At 35.3% G+C, this 18,049-nt stretch carries 17 protein-coding genes and 2 pseudogenes; 6 read left to right on the top strand and 13 right to left on the bottom strand.

Annotation, left to right across the window (positions count from 1 at the left end; translation table 11 throughout):
* Positions 1 to 9 precede the first annotated feature (9 nt).
* Together GJU32_RS05005 and GJU32_RS05000 are read right to left on the bottom strand one after the other, a co-directional pair.
* Positions 10 to 2,139: a type IA DNA topoisomerase gene (locus tag GJU32_RS05005; protein WP_155590853.1), complete on the bottom strand. Its 2,130-nt coding sequence runs from the start codon at positions 2,137 to 2,139 to the stop codon at positions 10 to 12.
* A gap of 166 nt (positions 2,140 to 2,305) precedes the next feature.
* On the bottom strand, positions 2,306 to 2,602 hold the full coding sequence (locus GJU32_RS05000; RefSeq protein WP_196426597.1) for a hypothetical protein: 297 nt from the start codon (positions 2,600 to 2,602) through the stop codon (positions 2,306 to 2,308).
* Between the two features lie 245 nt (positions 2,603 to 2,847).
* On the opposite strand from GJU32_RS05000, the gene GJU32_RS04995 reads away from it, so the two are divergent.
* Positions 2,848 to 3,264, top strand: a complete 417-nt coding sequence (locus GJU32_RS04995; RefSeq protein ID WP_155590852.1) for a DUF3888 domain-containing protein — start codon at positions 2,848 to 2,850, stop codon at positions 3,262 to 3,264.
* A gap of 711 nt (positions 3,265 to 3,975) precedes the next feature.
* On the opposite strand, the gene GJU32_RS23055 is transcribed toward GJU32_RS04995, so the two are convergent.
* The 3 genes from GJU32_RS23055 to GJU32_RS04985 form a co-directional block, all read right to left on the bottom strand.
* A complete protein-coding gene (locus GJU32_RS23055) occupies positions 3,976 to 4,131 on the bottom strand; it encodes a hypothetical protein (protein ID WP_196426596.1) in 156 nt (51 codons plus the stop codon).
* Positions 4,132 to 4,790: 659 nt separating this feature from the next.
* Positions 4,791 to 5,207, bottom strand: coding sequence for a hypothetical protein (locus tag GJU32_RS04990; RefSeq protein ID WP_155590851.1), 417 nt, complete (start codon positions 5,205 to 5,207; stop codon positions 4,791 to 4,793).
* A 206-nt stretch (positions 5,208 to 5,413) separates the two neighbouring features.
* The gene (locus GJU32_RS04985) at positions 5,414 to 6,043 is read right to left on the bottom strand and encodes a CPBP family intramembrane glutamic endopeptidase (RefSeq protein ID WP_155590850.1); all 630 of its coding nucleotides are present in this window, start codon (positions 6,041 to 6,043) and stop codon (positions 5,414 to 5,416) included.
* A gap of 188 nt (positions 6,044 to 6,231) precedes the next feature.
* On the opposite strand from GJU32_RS04985, the gene GJU32_RS04980 reads away from it, so the two are divergent.
* Positions 6,232 to 6,672 carry a LytTR family DNA-binding domain-containing protein gene (locus tag GJU32_RS04980; protein WP_155590849.1) on the top strand — a complete coding sequence of 147 codons (441 nt, stop codon included), beginning with the start codon at positions 6,232 to 6,234 and terminating at the stop codon, positions 6,670 to 6,672.
* 4 nt (positions 6,673 to 6,676) lie between these two features.
* Positions 6,677 to 7,114: a DUF3021 domain-containing protein gene (locus GJU32_RS04975; RefSeq protein WP_155590848.1), complete on the top strand. Its 438-nt coding sequence runs from the start codon at positions 6,677 to 6,679 to the stop codon at positions 7,112 to 7,114.
* Between the two features lie 285 nt (positions 7,115 to 7,399).
* On the opposite strand, the pseudogene GJU32_RS04970 reads toward GJU32_RS04975, so the two are convergent.
* Positions 7,400 to 7,693, bottom strand: a pseudogene (locus GJU32_RS04970) (anti sigma factor C-terminal domain-containing protein); the annotation flags it as partial.
* Between the two features lie 320 nt (positions 7,694 to 8,013).
* On the bottom strand, positions 8,014 to 8,433 hold the full coding sequence (locus GJU32_RS04965) for a VOC family protein (protein ID WP_155590846.1): 420 nt from the start codon (positions 8,431 to 8,433) through the stop codon (positions 8,014 to 8,016).
* A 441-nt stretch (positions 8,434 to 8,874) separates the two neighbouring features.
* Here GJU32_RS04965 and GJU32_RS04960 point away from each other — a divergent pair.
* Positions 8,875 to 9,006: pseudogene (locus tag GJU32_RS04960) on the top strand (IS3 family transposase); the annotation flags it as partial.
* 203 nt (positions 9,007 to 9,209) lie between these two features.
* Here the strand turns inward: GJU32_RS04960 and GJU32_RS04955 are convergent.
* From GJU32_RS04955 to GJU32_RS04940, 4 genes are all read right to left on the bottom strand, one after another.
* Entirely contained in the window at positions 9,210 to 9,557 is a 348-nt protein-coding gene (locus GJU32_RS04955; protein ID WP_155590845.1) for a CPCC family cysteine-rich protein, read from the bottom strand.
* A 231-nt stretch (positions 9,558 to 9,788) separates the two neighbouring features.
* The gene (locus tag GJU32_RS04950; RefSeq protein ID WP_155590844.1) at positions 9,789 to 10,055 is read right to left on the bottom strand and encodes a hypothetical protein; all 267 of its coding nucleotides are present in this window, start codon (positions 10,053 to 10,055) and stop codon (positions 9,789 to 9,791) included.
* Positions 10,056 to 10,215: 160 nt separating this feature from the next.
* On the bottom strand, positions 10,216 to 10,791 hold the full coding sequence (locus GJU32_RS04945) for a TetR/AcrR family transcriptional regulator (RefSeq protein WP_155590843.1): 576 nt from the start codon (positions 10,789 to 10,791) through the stop codon (positions 10,216 to 10,218).
* Positions 10,792 to 10,885: 94 nt separating this feature from the next.
* Entirely contained in the window at positions 10,886 to 11,896 is a 1,011-nt protein-coding gene (locus tag GJU32_RS04940) for a fumarylacetoacetate hydrolase family protein (RefSeq protein ID WP_155590842.1), read from the bottom strand.
* 166 nt (positions 11,897 to 12,062) lie between these two features.
* Between GJU32_RS04940 and GJU32_RS04935 the strand changes: the two genes are divergently transcribed.
* Complete coding sequence (locus GJU32_RS04935; protein ID WP_155590841.1) at positions 12,063 to 13,085, top strand: MBL fold metallo-hydrolase; 1,023 nt, start codon at positions 12,063 to 12,065, stop codon at positions 13,083 to 13,085.
* 744 nt (positions 13,086 to 13,829) lie between these two features.
* Entirely contained in the window at positions 13,830 to 15,176 is a 1,347-nt protein-coding gene (locus tag GJU32_RS04930) for an MACPF domain-containing protein (RefSeq protein ID WP_155590840.1), read from the top strand.
* Positions 15,177 to 16,258: 1,082 nt separating this feature from the next.
* On the opposite strand, the gene GJU32_RS04925 is transcribed toward GJU32_RS04930, so the two are convergent.
* Together GJU32_RS04925 and GJU32_RS04920 are read right to left on the bottom strand one after the other, a co-directional pair.
* Positions 16,259 to 17,083 (bottom strand): sugar phosphate isomerase/epimerase family protein, encoded by an 825-nt coding sequence (locus GJU32_RS04925; RefSeq protein WP_155590839.1) that lies wholly within the window; start codon positions 17,081 to 17,083, stop codon positions 16,259 to 16,261.
* Complete coding sequence (locus GJU32_RS04920; protein ID WP_155590838.1) at positions 17,080 to 18,048, bottom strand: DUF6005 family protein; 969 nt, start codon at positions 18,046 to 18,048, stop codon at positions 17,080 to 17,082. The genes GJU32_RS04925 and GJU32_RS04920 overlap by 4 nt, the downstream gene beginning before the upstream one ends.
* Position 18,049: the final 1 nt, after the last annotated feature.

Here is an 18,049-nt window from a genome sequence, read left to right as displayed (position 1 = left end):
TTTCCGCTTTTATTTTTCATTAAACTCAAATTCTATTTTTCCTTCTACCAAACGGAGTGACGCGTTAAATTGTTTACCATTCTTTGATTTAAACCCTTTAACCACAGCTGTTTTACCAATCTTACATAAATCATGAATGTTCTTTTCCGTTAGTTTTTTTCCTAATAGCCTTCCTGGGAACGTTTGTTTACAACCATTTTTATAGTTCGAACAGCCGTAAAAACTTTTACGTAGACCGATTTTACCTACTTTACATGTCGGACACATCTCAATATCTTTCACACCAGCTGGTTTAAACTGCTCAGCCTCAATTGTGAGTGACTCTAACTGTTTAGGTACCTCGACTATTAATTGATTAATAAACTTGCCTATGTTTTCAATAAAATGTTTTGCAGAGCCTTCTCCACGACCAATTTTATTTAAGTAAATTTCCCATTTGGCCGTCATAGATGGACTTGAAAGTAATGTCCCTTCAATTGCCTGACATAAAAGCTCCCCTTTAGGCATTATGCTCACTATGTTTTTTCGTACTTCAATAAAACCATGCTTTTTAATGGTCTCGATAATGCCACTTCGAGTTGCTTCTGTACCAATACCTTCAATCGATTTCAGCACCTCGATTTCTTCATCATCCTCAACTGATTTACCACATGTTTTCATCATCGTAATGAGTTGCCCTTCTGTATAAGGCTTAGGAGGCGTTGTTGTGCCTTCTAAAATAGAAATCTTACTTTGTACCATCTCATCTTGGAAAACGACAGGTAACGACTCCTCACGCTCCTGCAACTCTTTATCACTTGAAAACAATTCTTTCCAACCTTTGACAAGTTCTGTTTTCCCGACCGTTTTAAACGCTACGTTTTTAACATTCGTTATAATCGTTTTTTCATCGTATTCATAATCTTGATGAAACATGGCGAGTGTCGTATTGACGATTTCGAAATAAATATTTCGTTCATCAGCATTCATTGATTGTAATGCTTTTACTGTCGGTATTTTTTTCGTTGGAATAATAGCATAGTGCTCTCCAACGTTGGCACTGTCGACGTAGCGTTTGTTATGCCCTCGATTGACCGCATGGAATGTTTGTCCCACGAGCTGCTGATAGTTTGCCAATGTTTCATTTAAATAGGCAAACTCATTATGTGTAATGAGTTGTGAATCAGTCCTTGGGTAAGAAACGAGCTTTTTTTCATATAGTGATTGTGTAAGTTTCAACACATGCGACGGACTGTATTTCCAACGTCTATTGGCGGCGGCTTGTAATGTTGATAACGCATGTAGTTTGGGTGGTGCAATACGCTTCGTTTTGTTCGTTATACTCGAAATTAAACCTGTATCCATTGGTTCAATCCCATGCTGCTGCAATAATTGCACAGCCTCTGCACGCTCTTTTGTTTTTAAATTTGCCTTCCCTTTATATACACCATTTTGTGCTTTAAAAACCCCTTCAATTTCATAAAATTTTTCAGGCTTGAAATGTTTGATTTCCTGTTGTCTTTTATAAATTAAATAAACGGTTGGCGATTGCACACGCCCGATAGAGATACTACCTTTAAAGCCTTTTTTTTGTAAAAGTAGCGTATATAGTCGACTACAATTCATCCCTACTAACCAATCGCTAACTTGACGTGTTTTTGCTTCTTGGTACATGAGCAAATCACGCTCATTACTTTGCATATTATTAAACCCTTTTCGAATTTCCTCAACCTCTAATGAATTGATCCATAATCGTTTAACAGGCTTATTGACTTTAGTCATTTTTAAAAGTGAGTAGAAGATATTTGAACCCTCACGTTCACTATCGCAGCAGTTATAAATCTCAGTTACTTGCGGAGCACCAAAGATTTTTTTGACTGCATTAAATTGTGTATACATTTTAGAGACAACTTTATCTTCAAATTTTTGTGGAATGATTGGTAATGATCCAAGCGACCATTTCTCCCATTCCTTTTGATATTCTTTTGGTTCCTTTAATTCAACAAGATGACCAACTGCCCATGTAATTACTGCACCATTAGGAAAAGTTGAACAAGGTTCCAGTTCAATAAATGTTTTTTCTTTTTGTTTTATTTTAAATGCGTCTGCATAAGCCCTTGCTTGAGATGGCTTCTCTGCTAAAATTGCGATTTTTCCCATTGATCATCACATCTTCTTTAAAATAGTTTAGTAGCTTTTTCTATAAAAACATAAAACCCAACTAATCAGATTAGTTGAGTTTATGGTGAAATACCTTACTACTATTTTACTTTAAACAATTAAAAATATCACTTCCTAAAATCTTTGTACCAGGGGCAACCTTCAACTATTTTAAATCTCCAGTCGCAATCCAATCGATTTCGTCTAACTTCATTAAAATCTGTGCAATTTTGACGGAATCTGGCTGCTGTGATTTAACTAAGTAATTTTCATTTATCACTTTATTACCAACTATCGCTAATGCATTTAAACATGTAAAATGTGTCATTCGATAAAGCTTATTATCATCCCATTCATCAGGGAACAATTCCTTGATTGTATTGAAATAAAATAAACATAATTTAAGCTTCTTCTCTTTCGAAAGTTTTTCAAGTACAGATTTTTTTGTCAAAAACTTAACCATATTATAAAGATTTTGCAAAGTAATATTCTTTTCTTTACTACGTTTACCTGTAAGCGTTCCCTTGTTAAAAAACTGAATTTCGGGTTTCAAGATTAGATTTGTTTCCATTTTACAGAGGAATTTATAGTAATATTCAATTCGGATAATATTGCCTATCTCTAAAAAATTTTATATATATTAACTACATACTTTTAAAGGATTTCTTAATAATAAGTATATAAAAAATTTAAAGAGGTTTATTATATATGAAAAAGGGATTATATTCTTTAATAATATCACTGATTTTTGTTTTATTTTTACTTCCAAAGACAGGGTTTGGGATAAATGAACCCACTCAAGACTTTAACGAACTTAGAATGCAGGATATGCTCATGCTCATGCTTACTCCCTATATTGAAAAAGATTTGAGTAGCTATTATTATCCGAAGATTTTTAAGGATTTTCCGCCCCAGGTTACTCCTTGGAAAATTGAAGTTATCGAAACTAGAAGAGTAAATGATTTCCGTGGCTTTATATTGCAAATTACATTTGAAATTGAACCTACAGGCGTTCAGTATAATCCCATTGGTAAGGATAGAATGACCTATGAAATATCTTATGGACCTGAGGTTAAATTGATAAATCACACTCACCTAAAGACATATAAATATCCATCTGAGTAATTATATTGAAAAAATTACATCAGGAGCGAGAAAACCGTATTTTGAGTACTTCAAAATATTCTATAAAACCCACGAATTTTGAAAAAAGATTGACTAAAATGCGTGGGTTTGACTTTTATGGGGCAGTGTTCAAGGAAGTCCTGCCAAAAGTAGGGTATTCATTAATGGATTTAGGATTAAAATTCTTTCCATTCATATGTAAATGTTTTACTAAAAGAATAACGTTTTTTCATTTTGGGGAAATTCCGTTCATTAGCTTGATGATCATGTGACACTCTCCAAAAAGGTTATCAATTATATCGCCCTTTAATGGAAAAAGACGCTTTCCTTGTTCAAGGTAAGTGTCCGATTGTTGAATAACTATTTTTTATTATTAATAGCGTTTTCTCATATATTTCTATATCTATTTTTAGGTAGTATATATACTAACAATTTTCTCGTTTAATAAAATCTCTTTTTCTTTTTTTAAACCATTTTTTATTGTGAACGGACTACATTCACGTTTAAAACATTAGATAAATCGTTTTAAAGGCGTTGATTCTAAATACCTCGATAATTAAGCTCGCTTTTTATTTGTAGATAGTCATAGCAATGAAAGCACAAAAAAATGACAGAAACATATCGTAGTTTACGTCTGTCAAAGTTTATTATTTATTGAAGATACTTTTAATAAAAATTAGAGCCACAGTTTAGTGACTCTAATTTTTATGTCTATTCTTTACAAAAATCTACAAATTTTTTTGCCTGTATTAAGGATATATCTGTTTGTTCTCTCACAAACTTCACCGCTTTAATTTCACCGACGGACTTTATTTTCTCTTTTACTAAGGCAATCAGTTCCTCATTATAGATTTTAGTATAATCCATTTTTCCGACCTCCTCTAATCAAAAATACCTTATACGACTACTTTAACGATTTAGTTTCAAATATATTAATACCACAAAAAGACCTTTGTAAAAAGAAGGAAAAATCGATTGTGAGAGTTCATATTTACTAGATAAAAACAACATTTAAATTTAACCGAGCCTTATGTTTAAATAAATTCTAAGTATTTAAATTATCCAGTATGTCATGCCAATAGCTGTTAGCACAGCTATTCCATAAGATCCCAGTACTAACCAGCGTGGAACATTATTAGTCTTCTTTATTGTCACATATTCTATCGCTCGAACTACTACGTAAAGACGCATTCCTTATTAAAGAAATGCGCACGATTGTTGAAGTTCGTTTTCAACTAAAGCCCCTGTAATTAAAGTATAGGGATGATTAAATAATGCAGGTTTAAAGCGTCAAATTTACTGATTTTTATTCAGCTAACACACTCTGAATAATTTTGAAAAGCACTATAGTAGACATGTTTCTATATTTGCATAAAAAGCTGTATAAACAATATTCAAAGGAAAATCCAAGAAATGTTGGTTTAACAGCATTTCTCGAATTTCGGTTTCTTTCCAAAATTTCAATTGAGAACGTTTATTAGGTTTGTTTATGTATACGTTATTAGCATACTTCACAGCCTTTAGCTTTATTTTCTATTCAATAAAATAACTTCAGATTTGCCGTTCCACTCTATTTTTGCTTCCATTTGTTCATCTTCTTCAATAATTACTGCACAACTTTCATTGTTTGTTGGAGGTCCTGTACACTCACTATTACCAGAATTAATAGTTTTATCTTGATGATTGAATCTTTCTTCTTTGCTTGTTAATTCAAACCACTTACTTTTTAAGTTATATCCAAAGATTGCTGGTGCATCTTCTTCTCCAATATATTCAAATGAAAAATCAGCCCATTCTTTGCCTTCACTTATTTCAGTTTCGTATTTTACAACCCAGTTATTACCTGTTCCATAAAAATGATATTCTTTTTCATCTTGTGAACAGGCACTTAGGGTTAGCAATAAAAAAATAGATATAACACTTAAAATCATATTTAATTTCATTGTTACGCCTCCCAAACAATATATATCCTAATAATACCACTTTAGGGATATTTTATATAGTTGCTATTTGAATGAAAAAAGCACTTTCCTTATTCCAGGAAAGCGCCTGATTGTTGAATATCAAGTCGGTGATTAGTCTTTTGCTTGTTAAAGGTAACACCAGTTATTTAATTTCGAGGCGAAATTATTCAACATCCCCTCAATTATTACTTTAAACTTTTATTTATTTGCCATTTCCCTGAAATGGCAGATAACATTAACCATGGCTCTATTATCATATTGATTAAAACATGAGCTATAATTGGTGCAAGGGTGCTCCTTCCAGTATAAATATAGAGCATAGCAAGAAGACAACCTAAGATTGTAGTTGAAAGAATTGCTGGAAGTGCAATTTTTATCTCTCCTCGCAATAATACCCATGCACCGTGAACAATCCCAAATGTAATTCCTGAGACTAACACTTGTGAAATATTTGAAAATCCAATAGATAATAGATAATCCATGAGCAAATGTCTAAATACTACTTCTTCTACTATTCCACTTACAATAGCAGCCCATATACCAATTAATTTAAGCAAAGAAAATGATAATAAATTTCTTTTCACATAAGGTATTGCAATCATTGTATAGGAAATATACCCTATAACAATTAATAAAGTGAAAAACCACATAGGGATATTAAGTAACATTTCCGGTGAATAGCCCAATCCATTCTCAATAAACCTCTTAGGATTATTTATATACCAATAAATAACACATATTGTAAGCATACTTGATATGCTTACTAATATCCATCCCGTCTTAATTCGGTCTTTTAGCGTTGTAATCTCGTTCATACTCGCTGCCTCCTTGAGTTATATTTTTAAATTACTTTTGTTAAAGCCAAATATAACGACATAAAAGTTTAGCAACAATGCTTTACGAGTAACATGTCTTTATTGTTAGGTGAAATGCATTTTATTACATATAACCTGCATTATTCGAATCGTAATTTATGCTATATTTTTAGGGAGAGGTGATAGAGATGAAGATAGAAATAAAAATTGATACACAAATCGATGAACCCTATATAACAATCTGCGTGTCCAAATTAACACCAGCTATTCAGGCTGCAATCTCACTCTTGCAACAAGAAAATGAACAAATTTTAACAGGGACTGCAAACAATAAAATACATATTATCGAACCTCATACTGTAATTGTTATTAGAACAGAAGGAAAAGAATTAGTACTATATAGCGACGATGGTAATCGTGTTATTATGAGTAAACCTTTATATGAGTTAGAACAGCAGCTAGGTGATGATTTTATCCGGATTTCTAAATCTGCAATAATTAATCCTAGAAAAATCAGAAATATTGAAGCTTCCTTTAATGGAACAATGGAAATCGAGCTTATTTTAGGAATAAAAGAAGTGATTTCTCGTAATTATAAAAAAACATTTAAAGAGCGTTTGGGGGTATAGTTACATGAACATTTTCAAGAGTTTAGGATTCGGTATAAGTATGGGATGTACAGTTTTTGTTATTGTTAATCTTATTGGATATTGGATTAAAGGAGATTTGTTTTTAGATGCTGTTATGGCTACTTTTCCTCAACAAGTAGTAGGATCAATTATTGTTGGAATTGCTTGTATACTCCCTTCATACATCTATAGAATAGAACGTTTAACATTCTTACAACAAAGTGCTTGTCATTTTTTTATAGCTATAGGTACCTTTATAGTTGTTGCTTTTTCTTTAAAGTGGATTCCGACATTTTCGATAAAACTAACGATCCTATTGTTGCTATTTAATATATTAATTTTTGCACTAGTTTGGCTGATATTTTATTTTTATAGTCAATCGGAAGTAAAAAAAATGAAGAAGAAAATCATTGAGCATACAGACAGTAGTAATAATCAATAGTATTCTTTGATAGAAATTCAATAAATCAAGAGGCTAGTCAACAAAATAAGCCTCTTTTACAATTATCACTGTATGAACCATAGATTCTTCAACTAAATTGCTCCCTTCGTTTAAATGAGGAACTTCATAATATATTACTCTATAATTCAACAATAATATCCAATTTTATTGAAAACGTTCTTCCACAATCTGGCTCTTAAATGGAAAAAAGCACTTTCCTTAATTCAAGGAAAGCGCCCAATTGTAGAATACTCGATAATGCAAAACAATATTATTTATTTCATCCTAATAATTTTCAATGACTCCTCCAAGTGAAAAAGCTTTAATGTTAGGACTCTCAAGGATTTCTTTTAATTCATCCTTCGTTCCATAAACGACCACCCCTAATATTTCTACATCCTCTAACTTGATATCTTTCATCTTGTTAAAAGCATTCTGGTGATCAGGGGAAATACTCATATGTAGTAAGTCTAAAAATTGTTCATACTCACCGTCTAAATCATGGATTGAAATATAAGGCGTATTTATTGAGAAACCTAGTGCCTCTTTTTCTCTAATAAATGTTGAAGACCAATCGTTTTCTTTTGCCTCTTGTTGAAACTCATTTAACTGTTATGGCAATTGCCAACTAAATGCTGCAACGGTATAGAAAGACTATCCCTCCCATTCTTGAGAATTGACGCTCTTGCTGTTCAAGATGACCACTTTCACTTTTTATCCCTAAATAATGAACAAGTCCCGATGTCATATCTGCTCCGTTAGTTCAAAAAGAAAAAGAGCTGCATATGCAACTCAAAGTGCAATGATCTTTAATTAACGCACTCGTTAGTTTAAGTAGAAAAAGGCTCTACTCCATATTGAAGTAAAGCACCATTATTTCAAGAAAAAAACAGTTCTTTCTATTGAGTGATAAGATATTTTTCTTTGAAAAGGGGACTTAATTCACTCCACACATCAAATTTATTACCATCTAAATCATAGAAAACAAAGTTCCTTCCTACGTGTCCTCTATTTTCAATTTCTCCAACACTTATTTCTTTATCGATAAAATCTTTATGAATTTCCTCTAATGCAGTTAGTCCATTAACTTCAAATGTTATAGAAAAACGTTCTACCCCATAATAATCATAGAAGTTAGAACTTTGATTTTCTTTAGATTTAACAAGAAAAATACTTTGGTTTGCAAAATTAAGAATTGCTTTGTCTTCGTCTTTATAGCTTAACTCTGCACCCAATTTGTTTACATACCATTCATAAGATTTTTCTACATTAATTACTGGAATATAAGTAGTTCCTACCCTTAGCAACTTTTCGTTCATTCTTTCGACCCCTTCCAATATCTTTAACAGATAATTTCTCTATTTATGTATTTTTTTCCTTCTGTTCTTCATTTTATCTTATTGAACTAAAATCTCTCTATAAACATTGATGTATCAACGGTTTCCACCACTTCGTGATGAAGAAAAAATATTTTTCCACTTGATTTATGAACAGTATTTTTTAATTTATAGTTATAATTTACAATCCGAGTGTACGCTTCGCTAAAACTAATGGAAATAATGGGGTTTTTAATCTACTATGTGATGCACAATGGATCTCTGCGTTACTTATGCCTCCCATGCTCCGGAGACTCATAGTCTGAGTTTAGTTATTTTGCTGGCTTCTCCGTGTCATCCTTCATTTAATAGTTCGATGAAAGAATTAATTACGCTGCCTCTACGAGACCACAATACTATTTGTAATGGAATAAACCTTTGGTACAAGAATTTGAGAGTATGGTTCACTTCAAGCGTGAGCTTGAACTGTATATCGAATACTACAATCACAAACGTATCAAAGGAAAATTAAAAGGATTGAGTCCGATACAGTACCGAATTCAATCCGCAGCTTAACTTAATATAATGTCTAACTTTTTGGGGTCACTTCAATTTCAGAAAAGAGCCCGATTCTTGAACAGTGTAAAATCGTTGATTTCCGTTCCGGAGGGCGTGCGGTGAACAACCCGTTTGCTTCGCTTCCGTTGGTTGATTCGCCAGTCCCGCTGATCCTCCCGTAGTCGCCGTCTTCCACTCAAATCGACTTAGAATCTGCTTTTTCATTTTGTTGGATATTCATATTCTTTTGGTTGCCTGCAATACTTCTTTAACATGGGCAATACTGCCCCAAAACTAAGATAATTTTTTCTTGCTTCAGTCAATGTTAAGCCATGGTTTTGGTCACTTGCCTCAACATTACTTTGAATAAACAAATCTATCTCCCAAAAACATACGGGGCAAATGTAGGCAAGGGCATCGCCATTTTTCGGAATTGTAATAAACTCGCAGCAAGGGCATGGTGAATTTCCAACTACTATATCGGATTCAATGTCATGTTCGCCGTTAGTTGTATCATCGTAGTTTATTTTTGGCACGTATTTATTTGTCTTACTTTCTTCGTTTTTCATTTTTCATAGACCCCCAACATACCCGTCAACTTTAATACCCGCTGTTCTTTTTGGTAAAACCATTCGCAATCAATTCCTAATTTTAACATAATATTATAATTCCGTTGCTCCAGAATATGGCCCTTTCCATGAATAAAGACGTTCCTTATTAAGGAAAAGTGCCCGATTGTGGAAGATCATAAGCATATTTCTTCTTATACTAAATCACCTGTTAGTTCAATATGTAATACATTATTTAAGCAACGGTTGAAGACCTATTAGCAAGGGTGCATACACGATTAATGGAATAAGCAACATTACTGCACCAATTTTTTTAATTCCCTTTTGTAATAGTAAAAGAGACGTAATAAAAAATAATGGGTAAATAATAAAAGCAATTATTAATATACCATCAACTAATTGATATAGTTTTCCTGAAAATGCACCTATGAACGGGATTGAAATCCATTCTAGTAAGCTAAACGTAATAACTAATATCCATAACCATTTGAGTGTCATCACTAATCACCTCTAAATCCCTGATTGGTCAAAAAAGTAAAAAACCTTATTCCATTCCAAGCGAACTGATTTTTGTTAAATTAAACTACCTCTTTAGTTTAAGTAAAAATCTTTCAATTTCTTTGCTCCATAACAATTTTCTGCTACAGGCTTTTTATGACTAAGACATTATTGCTTTAACGAACGATGAGACAATGTACTTGTAGAACTCTTCCTCGGTGACGAATTGAGACTGATATTGCTGGTGAATCAGCTCGCTCATCTGAAAGCCGTAGCACGTCGAGAGAAAAGACATGGCGGCAAGACGCGCATCCTGACTGGGTATGATTTTTTTCTTCTGCAGTCGTTCAAAATATTCAACCAGCAAAGAGTGCAGCTTCACCGGCGGCTCGGCCAGCACTCTGTCTAATTCAGGAAATATTCCTTTTTCGCGGATGCCAATCAAAATAATATCTGTATTTTTATGGAAAAACAAGCGGTACTGCTGGCTTACATTCAGCAGATCAACTTCCGGATTATCGGTCGCTTCCTCCATTAACAGCTTCTCAAATTGCGGGATATCCGAATGCTTTTCAATGATGGCTTCCAGTATGCCTTGCTTGCTTCCAAAATGCCGGAAAATTGTAGATTCATTGACTGTAGCTTCCGCTGCAATGGCTTTAGTGCTTACTCCCCGATAGCCATTCTTCTTTATGAGCCGTGTCGCGGCTTCGATGATTCTGTCTGAAGTATGCATTGTATTACTCCTTTTGCATATGTTAAACCTATTATACAACAAGTTATACATATGCAATAGGGTTCGGGGGTTCATCATCTTCGTAAACGTTTATTTAAGGTAAATCATTTCTTTTTTCCCAGCGACTTGCTTCAGTAATCTTGACATTATCAGGCACCAATTGCGTGAGCGTGCCTAATTTATCGAACGTAATCTGGATTCGGTCAGAGGGCAACAGCCATTGTTCGGTCTCGATTGCGCAGCAATCCGGTATCGTCCCCATTCCTATAATCGTGCCCGGGAGCGGCGTGAAAATTTTGAGAACCTCCTCCATCACCTTTGCAGGGTGCGCGGAATACTCGGATGTGCTTCCCTTCCAGTGCAGTCTCTCTCCGATTCGTACATCCACATCCAGTGCCAGCGGGTTATCGATTTCATCCGGTGTAACGAGAAATGGTCCTATTCCTTTGCTGTAATCAAAATCTTTGCACCGTGTTGGTCCGGTCAACGCCTGAAAATCTGGCCACTGCACATCGCGAGCAGTACTGTCGTTAAAAATAACATAACCAGCAATGCAGTTCCCCTTCCCTGTAACAAAGGCCAGCTCCGGTTCGATATCCAGGTAAGAAGAGTACGAAGGCCAATGAATTGTAGCCCCATCGCCAATCAATGCATTATGGTTACACTTGTAATAACTGAAAGTTACTTTATTCGGTTCTTGCTGGAATTTTTCCGCAATTTTTTGTTTAAACTCTTCTCTTTCCGCTCCTGTGTATTCTCTTTGCAGCAGATTTACGCTAGCATTTCTCAGATGTCTTGGCGTCAACCCGAAATCAATAAGCGCAGCCGGGTTCAGAATCGGCGGCAGCAGTTTTACCGCTGCAATTGGACAGATTTCATTTTCATTGAATTGATGCGGTTGTCTAACAGCGTATTGCATCAGCTCCTTAGCGGCAGTATGGCTTGCCGGCAAATGTTGTAGATAGCTGTCCATACTTTGTAGACTGTCAACGAATGTCCCCTGCTTTTTCATGATTGCGGCAAAAGACACGACAAATTTCTCGTTAATGACAAGCCCAAAAAAACATTCCTTCGAAGTTTCGGTGTGAAAGGTTACCAGTTTCATGTTTGTAGCGCCTCCATCCATGTAGTGTGATGTTGTTCAGTTATTATCATATTACATAGAGCGGATGCACGCAAGTGCTCGCTTGCTTTTTATTTTCTATTCTCTATAATAAAGATATAGTCAGTGTGACTAACCCCAAAAAACATATATGCAAAGGAGAATTGTTATGCAGTATAGAAGTATTATCCAAAAACCTCGGGTTAAATTTTTTGAAGTCGCAGATGGCGTCTTTGCCGGTATTTCGCCGTATCGTGGAATCAGTTGGGCCAATGCTGGGTTTATCAACAAAGGTGAAGGTCTGGTGTATGACACGTTCTTTGATTTGTTCCATGCGCAAGAAATGCGAGATGCTTTTAAGGAAGTAAGCAATGGCGGCTCTCCCGCCTATGTAGTAAACTCGCACTATAACAGCGACCATACCTGGGGGAACAAAGTGTTTGAAAAAGCCTGCATTATTATGCACAAGGAAGCGGCCAGGGAGCGTCTTACTGAAAATATCACCTGGATGGATAGCGTCATCAAAAGAGGGAAGAATTCTCCGGAATCGACTCAGGGAGAGCAGTTTTTTGCAGCGGAATTTGAAGGATTCGACCTGGAGGGCGTAGAATGGGTGCACCCGAATATTGAAATAAAGGACGATATCAACATACGTCTTGGCGATACTGAAGTTATGATTTACAATGTAGCTCCGGCCCACTCTGACAGTGACTTGCTGTTGTGGATGCCAAAAGAAAAAGTGCTGTTCGCCGGCGATGTCGTGTTTAACGGTTGTACAGCATACAGTGAAGAAGGAACCCTCAACTGGATTAAAGTACTTGATCGCATTATTGATGACATTAAACCTGAAATCGTTGTTCCAGGACATGGCGCCATATGCGGCCTAGACTTCGTGAAGGAACAGAGAGACTACCTCTTGAACTTGATAAGCGAGTTCAACAAGCATTACAATGACGAGATTGATTCCTTGTCCCTGACTAAGGAAATCGATATTTCTCGCTTCCTTCATTGGATTCAGCCAGAACGTTTGTATGTTACGGTGGATATTCTCTTAAAAAGCAAACGCGGGTTGCCATCTCTTCCAAATTGGAACGAGGTTCCTACAAAACTGGAAGACATGAAAGCTTTTTTATACGAGAAATATGGTGAACGAATCAAGCCATGGGACCCTATGAGCGTGTGGCAAGAATAGCGTATGCATCTGCAGAGGCTATTGGATTCGTACATCTCTTACCACAAATAATACAAGGAAATAACTACCTGTCTCACTGTTAGGAATTTCTATAAATATTGAAAATTTTTCTAATTACGTGGCAATTACCAGTATTATTAAGATTAAAGGAGGAAGCTTTAGACTTCTCAGATTAAAAGAATACTTGAAATTAATCATCTTAATACTATTACTACAGAGGTTGTTGAAGCAGCACAAGATAGTTTAGTTATCGGAATTAAATATAGAAAAGCTATCCCCCTTTGGATAGCTTTTTTATATTTAAAATGCAAAACAACACCTAAAGTGACACTTTTTTAAGTATAAACTTGCCTAAAATAAAATATGACCTATGAAATATCTTATGGGCCTGAGGTTAAAATAAATCATACCCTCCTAAAGACGTATTAATATCCACCAGAATAATTTGTGGCTTTAGGAGAAAGTTTGATTAGAAAATCTCATAAATCCATATTCCATGATAAATTAAAAGACTCTCTTCTGAAAATAAGTTCACCAAAAAAGAGTATTATCTATGTTGTTCAACAATTGCGCCCGATTGTTGAAGATCGTTATTGAACTAAAGCACCCCGTTACTTTAAGTACAATTCTTCACAATCTCCCACGTAGGTGTCTGATATCAAATACTTATCCTAATTTGAATCAATTCAATTTAAACAGTACAAACTAATATATATCATTTGAATAATTCAACAGGAGGTATAAATGGAAATTAGTTACATTAATGGCATGAATCTCGGCTTAGGATTTAACTCCGCTTCCTATGAGTTGCACCCTACACCTGCCTTAGATGATGTGTCAACGATTAGAAGAGTTGTTAATGCTGGAGGACAAGAGGTTTACTTTAGAATTGAACTTGCAAGTAGCACACTAAGTTTAACTGAACAATTAAATGTTTCAGCTAGAGCTTCAATGAAGTATGGTATTACTGCAAGTGGTTCTGCAAAAACAAGTTTTATTAGTTCTTTCAAACAAAACAGTTTTACTGTTTATTTACTAGTACAAGTACACGTTACCAATGAACAAACTTTATTGGATCTAAGTAAATCTAAACTCAATCCTCAAGCAGAAAGACTCTATGCAAGTAATCCTCAAGAATTTATTAAGCAATTTGGAGATTCATTTGTCTATGGTTTAATTACAGGTGGTGAATTTCTTGCCGTATTAGAAATTGAAAGCTCTTCTGCCTCTGAATTTAGAGAAATAAAAGCTAACCTCTCGGGTAATGCTACTTATGGTTTATTCTCTGGTGATGCTAAAGGGACTTTTGAGGAATCATTAAAGAAAATCACATCTTCATATCAAATGAGGGCTACGGTTTTACGTCAAGGAGGCAGTAACGGATTACCACAATTAACACCTGAACAACTAATTAAAGAGGCTTTAGATTTCCCAACTAAGGTAACAGGTAACAATGGCTTTCCATATGTTGCATTGGTAATACCCTACGATCATATTCCTCATCCTGTTTCATCTTCGTTGGATATCTCTAATCAACTGACTGTTTTAGAGCAATTAGGAACCTTGAGACAACGTTATGTCAAATATCAAAACGATCTTTCATTTGCATTAGCTCATCAAAAACAGTTTCCTGGAATTGACATTACTCAAGTGAATGAACGCTATAACGAAATTAGTTCCGAGATTTCAAAAATCGTGACATCGGCAGGATTATGCTTCAATGATATCTCAAAATGTAATATGCCAGAACTTAACTTAGCTTTACTAGAAAACATTCTTCCACCTCAAGTTGAAATAGAATTCGATTTAGGTACATCGTGGTTGGAAAATGAGGGAGGATGGACTGGTGTGTGGACCCGTAGAGGGAATAGTAATACCTTTGATGCATTATGGACAGCAGCAGGGCTATCAGATGTTACTGCTGTTCTAACTATTCATAGAAGTGGTAATACAGTAATTGTTAATCGTCGAAATAGTAGTGATGGAAATGACTGTGATTACACTGGTACTATCTCTGATGATGGAAGGACAGTTTCAGGAACATATACTTGCATTCGTGGAGGCACTACTTGGAGTGCAACAATAAGGTAGTTTATCACATGCTTTGCCAGTTTTATTTAAAAAAGGGGGGACACTACCCCTCTTTTTTGTCATCAACAGATTTGGCTTTGGATAGAAAAAGTAATCCATAGTTTTACTTCCTCTCTGAATAGTTGAACTAACCTGCTTCGTTAGCTTAAGAACACTGTTTCACAAACTCACACCAAGATTAACATAAAATCCTATTTTTAATTTAGTAGCGTTATTCAATTAAATGGCCTGTTTGCGGAATACTGACTTTTTATAGAACCCTTTAGTCTAAGCATCTAAAGAGGTATAACTTTGCAACTTTGTTTTAAACATCGTGTCTTTTTTATAAACATCGCAACTTTATTTCAGAGCCACATATAAAGGTAAAATAATAAGGATTAAGTCCGATACAATACCGAACTCAATCCTTACAATCTAACTTTTTGGAACACCTTCTCAATGTCTGTTGTCTATAGACTGTTTGCTTTTAAAAATATCAACCTTTGAATCGTTAGTAGCCATAATCATCCTCTTCCAATGAGTGATTCATAGGTTGAAAATTTACGACATTATCCTTTTTTCATTATTTGTAAGAATATCTATCTATATACACTTACTAAAGTCTTCAATATATGCAGCAGGGTTTCCAAAAGTCTCTGTTAGAGCATATTTAACTGTTTCTGAGCTCGTTCCGCCTCTTTTCATTACCTTATCTGATCCTATAATGGTATAGAATAGTCCGTCCAATAAAGCTTGTTAATTCTGGTTAGTTTCTTCTAAGGTGTTTATTCGCTCAGCCTTTTTTCCCACTTGTTCTAACAGACTTTGCAAATTTATTATTGTTTGTCCATCTCTATCCATTTAACAAAATTGCTATTTTTCCCATTGATCATCACATCTTTTTTAAAATAGTTTAGAAGCTTTTTCTATAAAAACATAAAACCCAACTCATCAGATTAGTTGAGTTTATGGTGAAATACCTTACTACTATTTTACTTTAAACAATTATAAATATATTTTAAATCTCCAGTCGCAAGCAAACAATTTTGATGGAATCAGGCTGTGATACCCCATTGCCGCTGCTGGATGTAAACAGCTTTACACTATATTTGCACCAACTGCAACGCCTTCTTAACCTCCTGACTATCATGTGCTAATACGCTCTTCACATTCGCGCCAAACCATTCCAGTGAAGCATCTACCTCCATTGTTGAAACTACTTCTGCAAGGAATTCACTATAATCAACTGCACCTTCAAACAATGGCACCATCCCTTCTCTAGAGCCTGCTGCAGCATAAACATTGTTTGGAGAAAAAACACCTAGTTGTGTACGTGAGGCAATATTTTTAAAATGATAATGTGAGATATAAGGGCGAAGTTGCTTCATGGCGACAATAGGGTTCGTCCCTGATTCCCATATATGTAAGACGTCAAAGTTCACTCGTAGGCTTGCGTGATTCGTTTCTTCGAGTAACTGCATTGTTGAAGATAGATTATCTGTCAATGTGTTCGGATGCGTTTCAACAAGCAAATGTTGTCCCTCTGACTCAAGATAATCACAGAGCATTTTAAGTCTGACAATAAGTGCATCCCTTTCTTTCTTGCTCGTGTCTGAGCTGCCCTTCTTTCCTACAAATGTACGAATCTTATTTGTTCCCCAGCGCTTTGCAAGTGAAGATAACCTCTCTGTTTCAGCCATCATCTCAGAAACTGGTGCGTCTAATGGCAAATAATCACTCAGCATGCTTGCTTCCAAGCCGTAGGAGCTTAGCCAATCTGCTCCATAATGACGTTCATCTGCCAAGTTCTTTGCATGAATACCCCAGAGCTCAATTCCTTGAAAACCTTGAGTTTTTGCAAAGTGTGCTATTTGATCCATCGAGTAGAGATGGTGCCTAAACGAGATTGTACAGATAGATAGTTTCATAACATGACCTCTTTCTTGTGCTGTAATGTTAACCATGCTTGAAAACATTCTTGTAATCCTTGCTTGATTTTGAACTCAAGAAGATTTTGTTCTTCTAACTTCACAAAAATATTTTCCGCTACTAATAAATCTTGCGTCATCGCCAGCTTCATCGCTCGATACTGAATCGTTGTATAGCCAGTCACTAGACGCTCAATTTCATCACACCATGCCTCAAAGCCTTCCTCTTCGCGGCCAAGTGCTTCCCAAAAAAATGCAAACGCATGCTCATATGCATACTTTCTAATCGCGATAACCGGCAATTGTTTTAATGCAGTCGGTAGTTTTGACATACTTTCTTTCCCTGCAATAGACTCTTTCATAATTTCGGTAATGGCATCTGTCAACGGATTACAATGAAGCTTTATACATGTATTAAAATAGGCTTCAACCGTCTCTGTAGTTGGAGCAATAATCGTCTTAGAATCAAAGTAATAGCCACCTCCGACAGTTGGCTCTTGGATTGCAGCTAATATTCTCTCCTTCGGTAAAATCCCTTCCCAGCGAAAATCAGGGTCATACATAAACCACTCTTCTTCATTCTTTGTCGATTCTAGCATCACATAATGAGGGAATGGACGTTGATGAAACTTATTCTCTCGCTCTGGCAGCATCGATAAATCCAGCATCACCATCACATGCTGATGTGGCGATTTATTCTCTACTAACCCTAGCAATTTGTTTAGATTGTCTTGTTTAGATTGCTTTTCGTCATACCATTTGTAAAGCTTAATTCCATAGAGCATTTCATACCAGGTTTGAAAGAAATGATGATCAATTTGATCAGAGTGGTATGTTAGTACGCCATTATCAAGCACATCAAAATCTGCGTCCCATACCCCAAAATAGTAGGGCCTATGATCGACACCTTTCGTTTTCTTAATAACCTCACAAACACAACTTACAAAACAATGAACTTTTATCATT

Origin of the sequence: Lysinibacillus cavernae (assembly GCF_009724685.1) — a bacterium.
In the GTDB taxonomy this organism is placed as follows: Bacteria; Bacillota; Bacilli; order Bacillales_A; family Planococcaceae; genus Lysinibacillus; species Lysinibacillus cavernae.
The sequence above is the reverse complement of the archived record's forward strand: the minus strand, read 5'-3'. Positions and strand labels throughout refer to the sequence as shown.

Excerpts from the sequence above, each read along its gene's own strand:
- GJU32_RS05005 (WP_155590853.1), bottom strand. The coding sequence starts at position 2,139 with ATGGGAAAAATCGCAATTTTAGCAGAGAAGCCATCTCAAGCAAGGGCT.
- GJU32_RS05000 (WP_196426597.1), bottom strand. The coding sequence starts at position 2,602 with ATGGTTAAGTTTTTGACAAAAAAATCTGTACTTGAAAAACTTTCGAAA.
- GJU32_RS04995 (WP_155590852.1), top strand. The coding sequence starts at position 2,848 with ATGAAAAAGGGATTATATTCTTTAATAATATCACTGATTTTTGTTTTA.
- GJU32_RS23055 (WP_196426596.1), bottom strand. The coding sequence starts at position 4,131 with ATGGATTATACTAAAATCTATAATGAGGAACTGATTGCCTTAGTAAAA.
- GJU32_RS04990 (WP_155590851.1), bottom strand. The coding sequence starts at position 5,207 with ATGAAATTAAATATGATTTTAAGTGTTATATCTATTTTTTTATTGCTA.
- GJU32_RS04985 (WP_155590850.1), bottom strand. The coding sequence starts at position 6,043 with ATGAACGAGATTACAACGCTAAAAGACCGAATTAAGACGGGATGGATA.
- GJU32_RS04980 (WP_155590849.1), top strand. The coding sequence starts at position 6,232 with ATGAAGATAGAAATAAAAATTGATACACAAATCGATGAACCCTATATA.
- GJU32_RS04975 (WP_155590848.1), top strand. The coding sequence starts at position 6,677 with ATGAACATTTTCAAGAGTTTAGGATTCGGTATAAGTATGGGATGTACA.
- GJU32_RS04965 (WP_155590846.1), bottom strand. The coding sequence starts at position 8,433 with ATGAACGAAAAGTTGCTAAGGGTAGGAACTACTTATATTCCAGTAATT.
- GJU32_RS04955 (WP_155590845.1), bottom strand. The coding sequence starts at position 9,557 with ATGAAAAACGAAGAAAGTAAGACAAATAAATACGTGCCAAAAATAAAC.
- GJU32_RS04950 (WP_155590844.1), bottom strand. The coding sequence starts at position 10,055 with ATGACACTCAAATGGTTATGGATATTAGTTATTACGTTTAGCTTACTA.
- GJU32_RS04945 (WP_155590843.1), bottom strand. The coding sequence starts at position 10,791 with ATGCATACTTCAGACAGAATCATCGAAGCCGCGACACGGCTCATAAAG.
- GJU32_RS04940 (WP_155590842.1), bottom strand. The coding sequence starts at position 11,896 with ATGAAACTGGTAACCTTTCACACCGAAACTTCGAAGGAATGTTTTTTT.
- GJU32_RS04935 (WP_155590841.1), top strand. The coding sequence starts at position 12,063 with ATGCAGTATAGAAGTATTATCCAAAAACCTCGGGTTAAATTTTTTGAA.
- GJU32_RS04930 (WP_155590840.1), top strand. The coding sequence starts at position 13,830 with ATGGAAATTAGTTACATTAATGGCATGAATCTCGGCTTAGGATTTAAC.
- GJU32_RS04925 (WP_155590839.1), bottom strand. The coding sequence starts at position 17,083 with ATGAAACTATCTATCTGTACAATCTCGTTTAGGCACCATCTCTACTCG.
- GJU32_RS04920 (WP_155590838.1), bottom strand. The coding sequence starts at position 18,048 with ATGATAAAAGTTCATTGTTTTGTAAGTTGTGTTTGTGAGGTTATTAAG.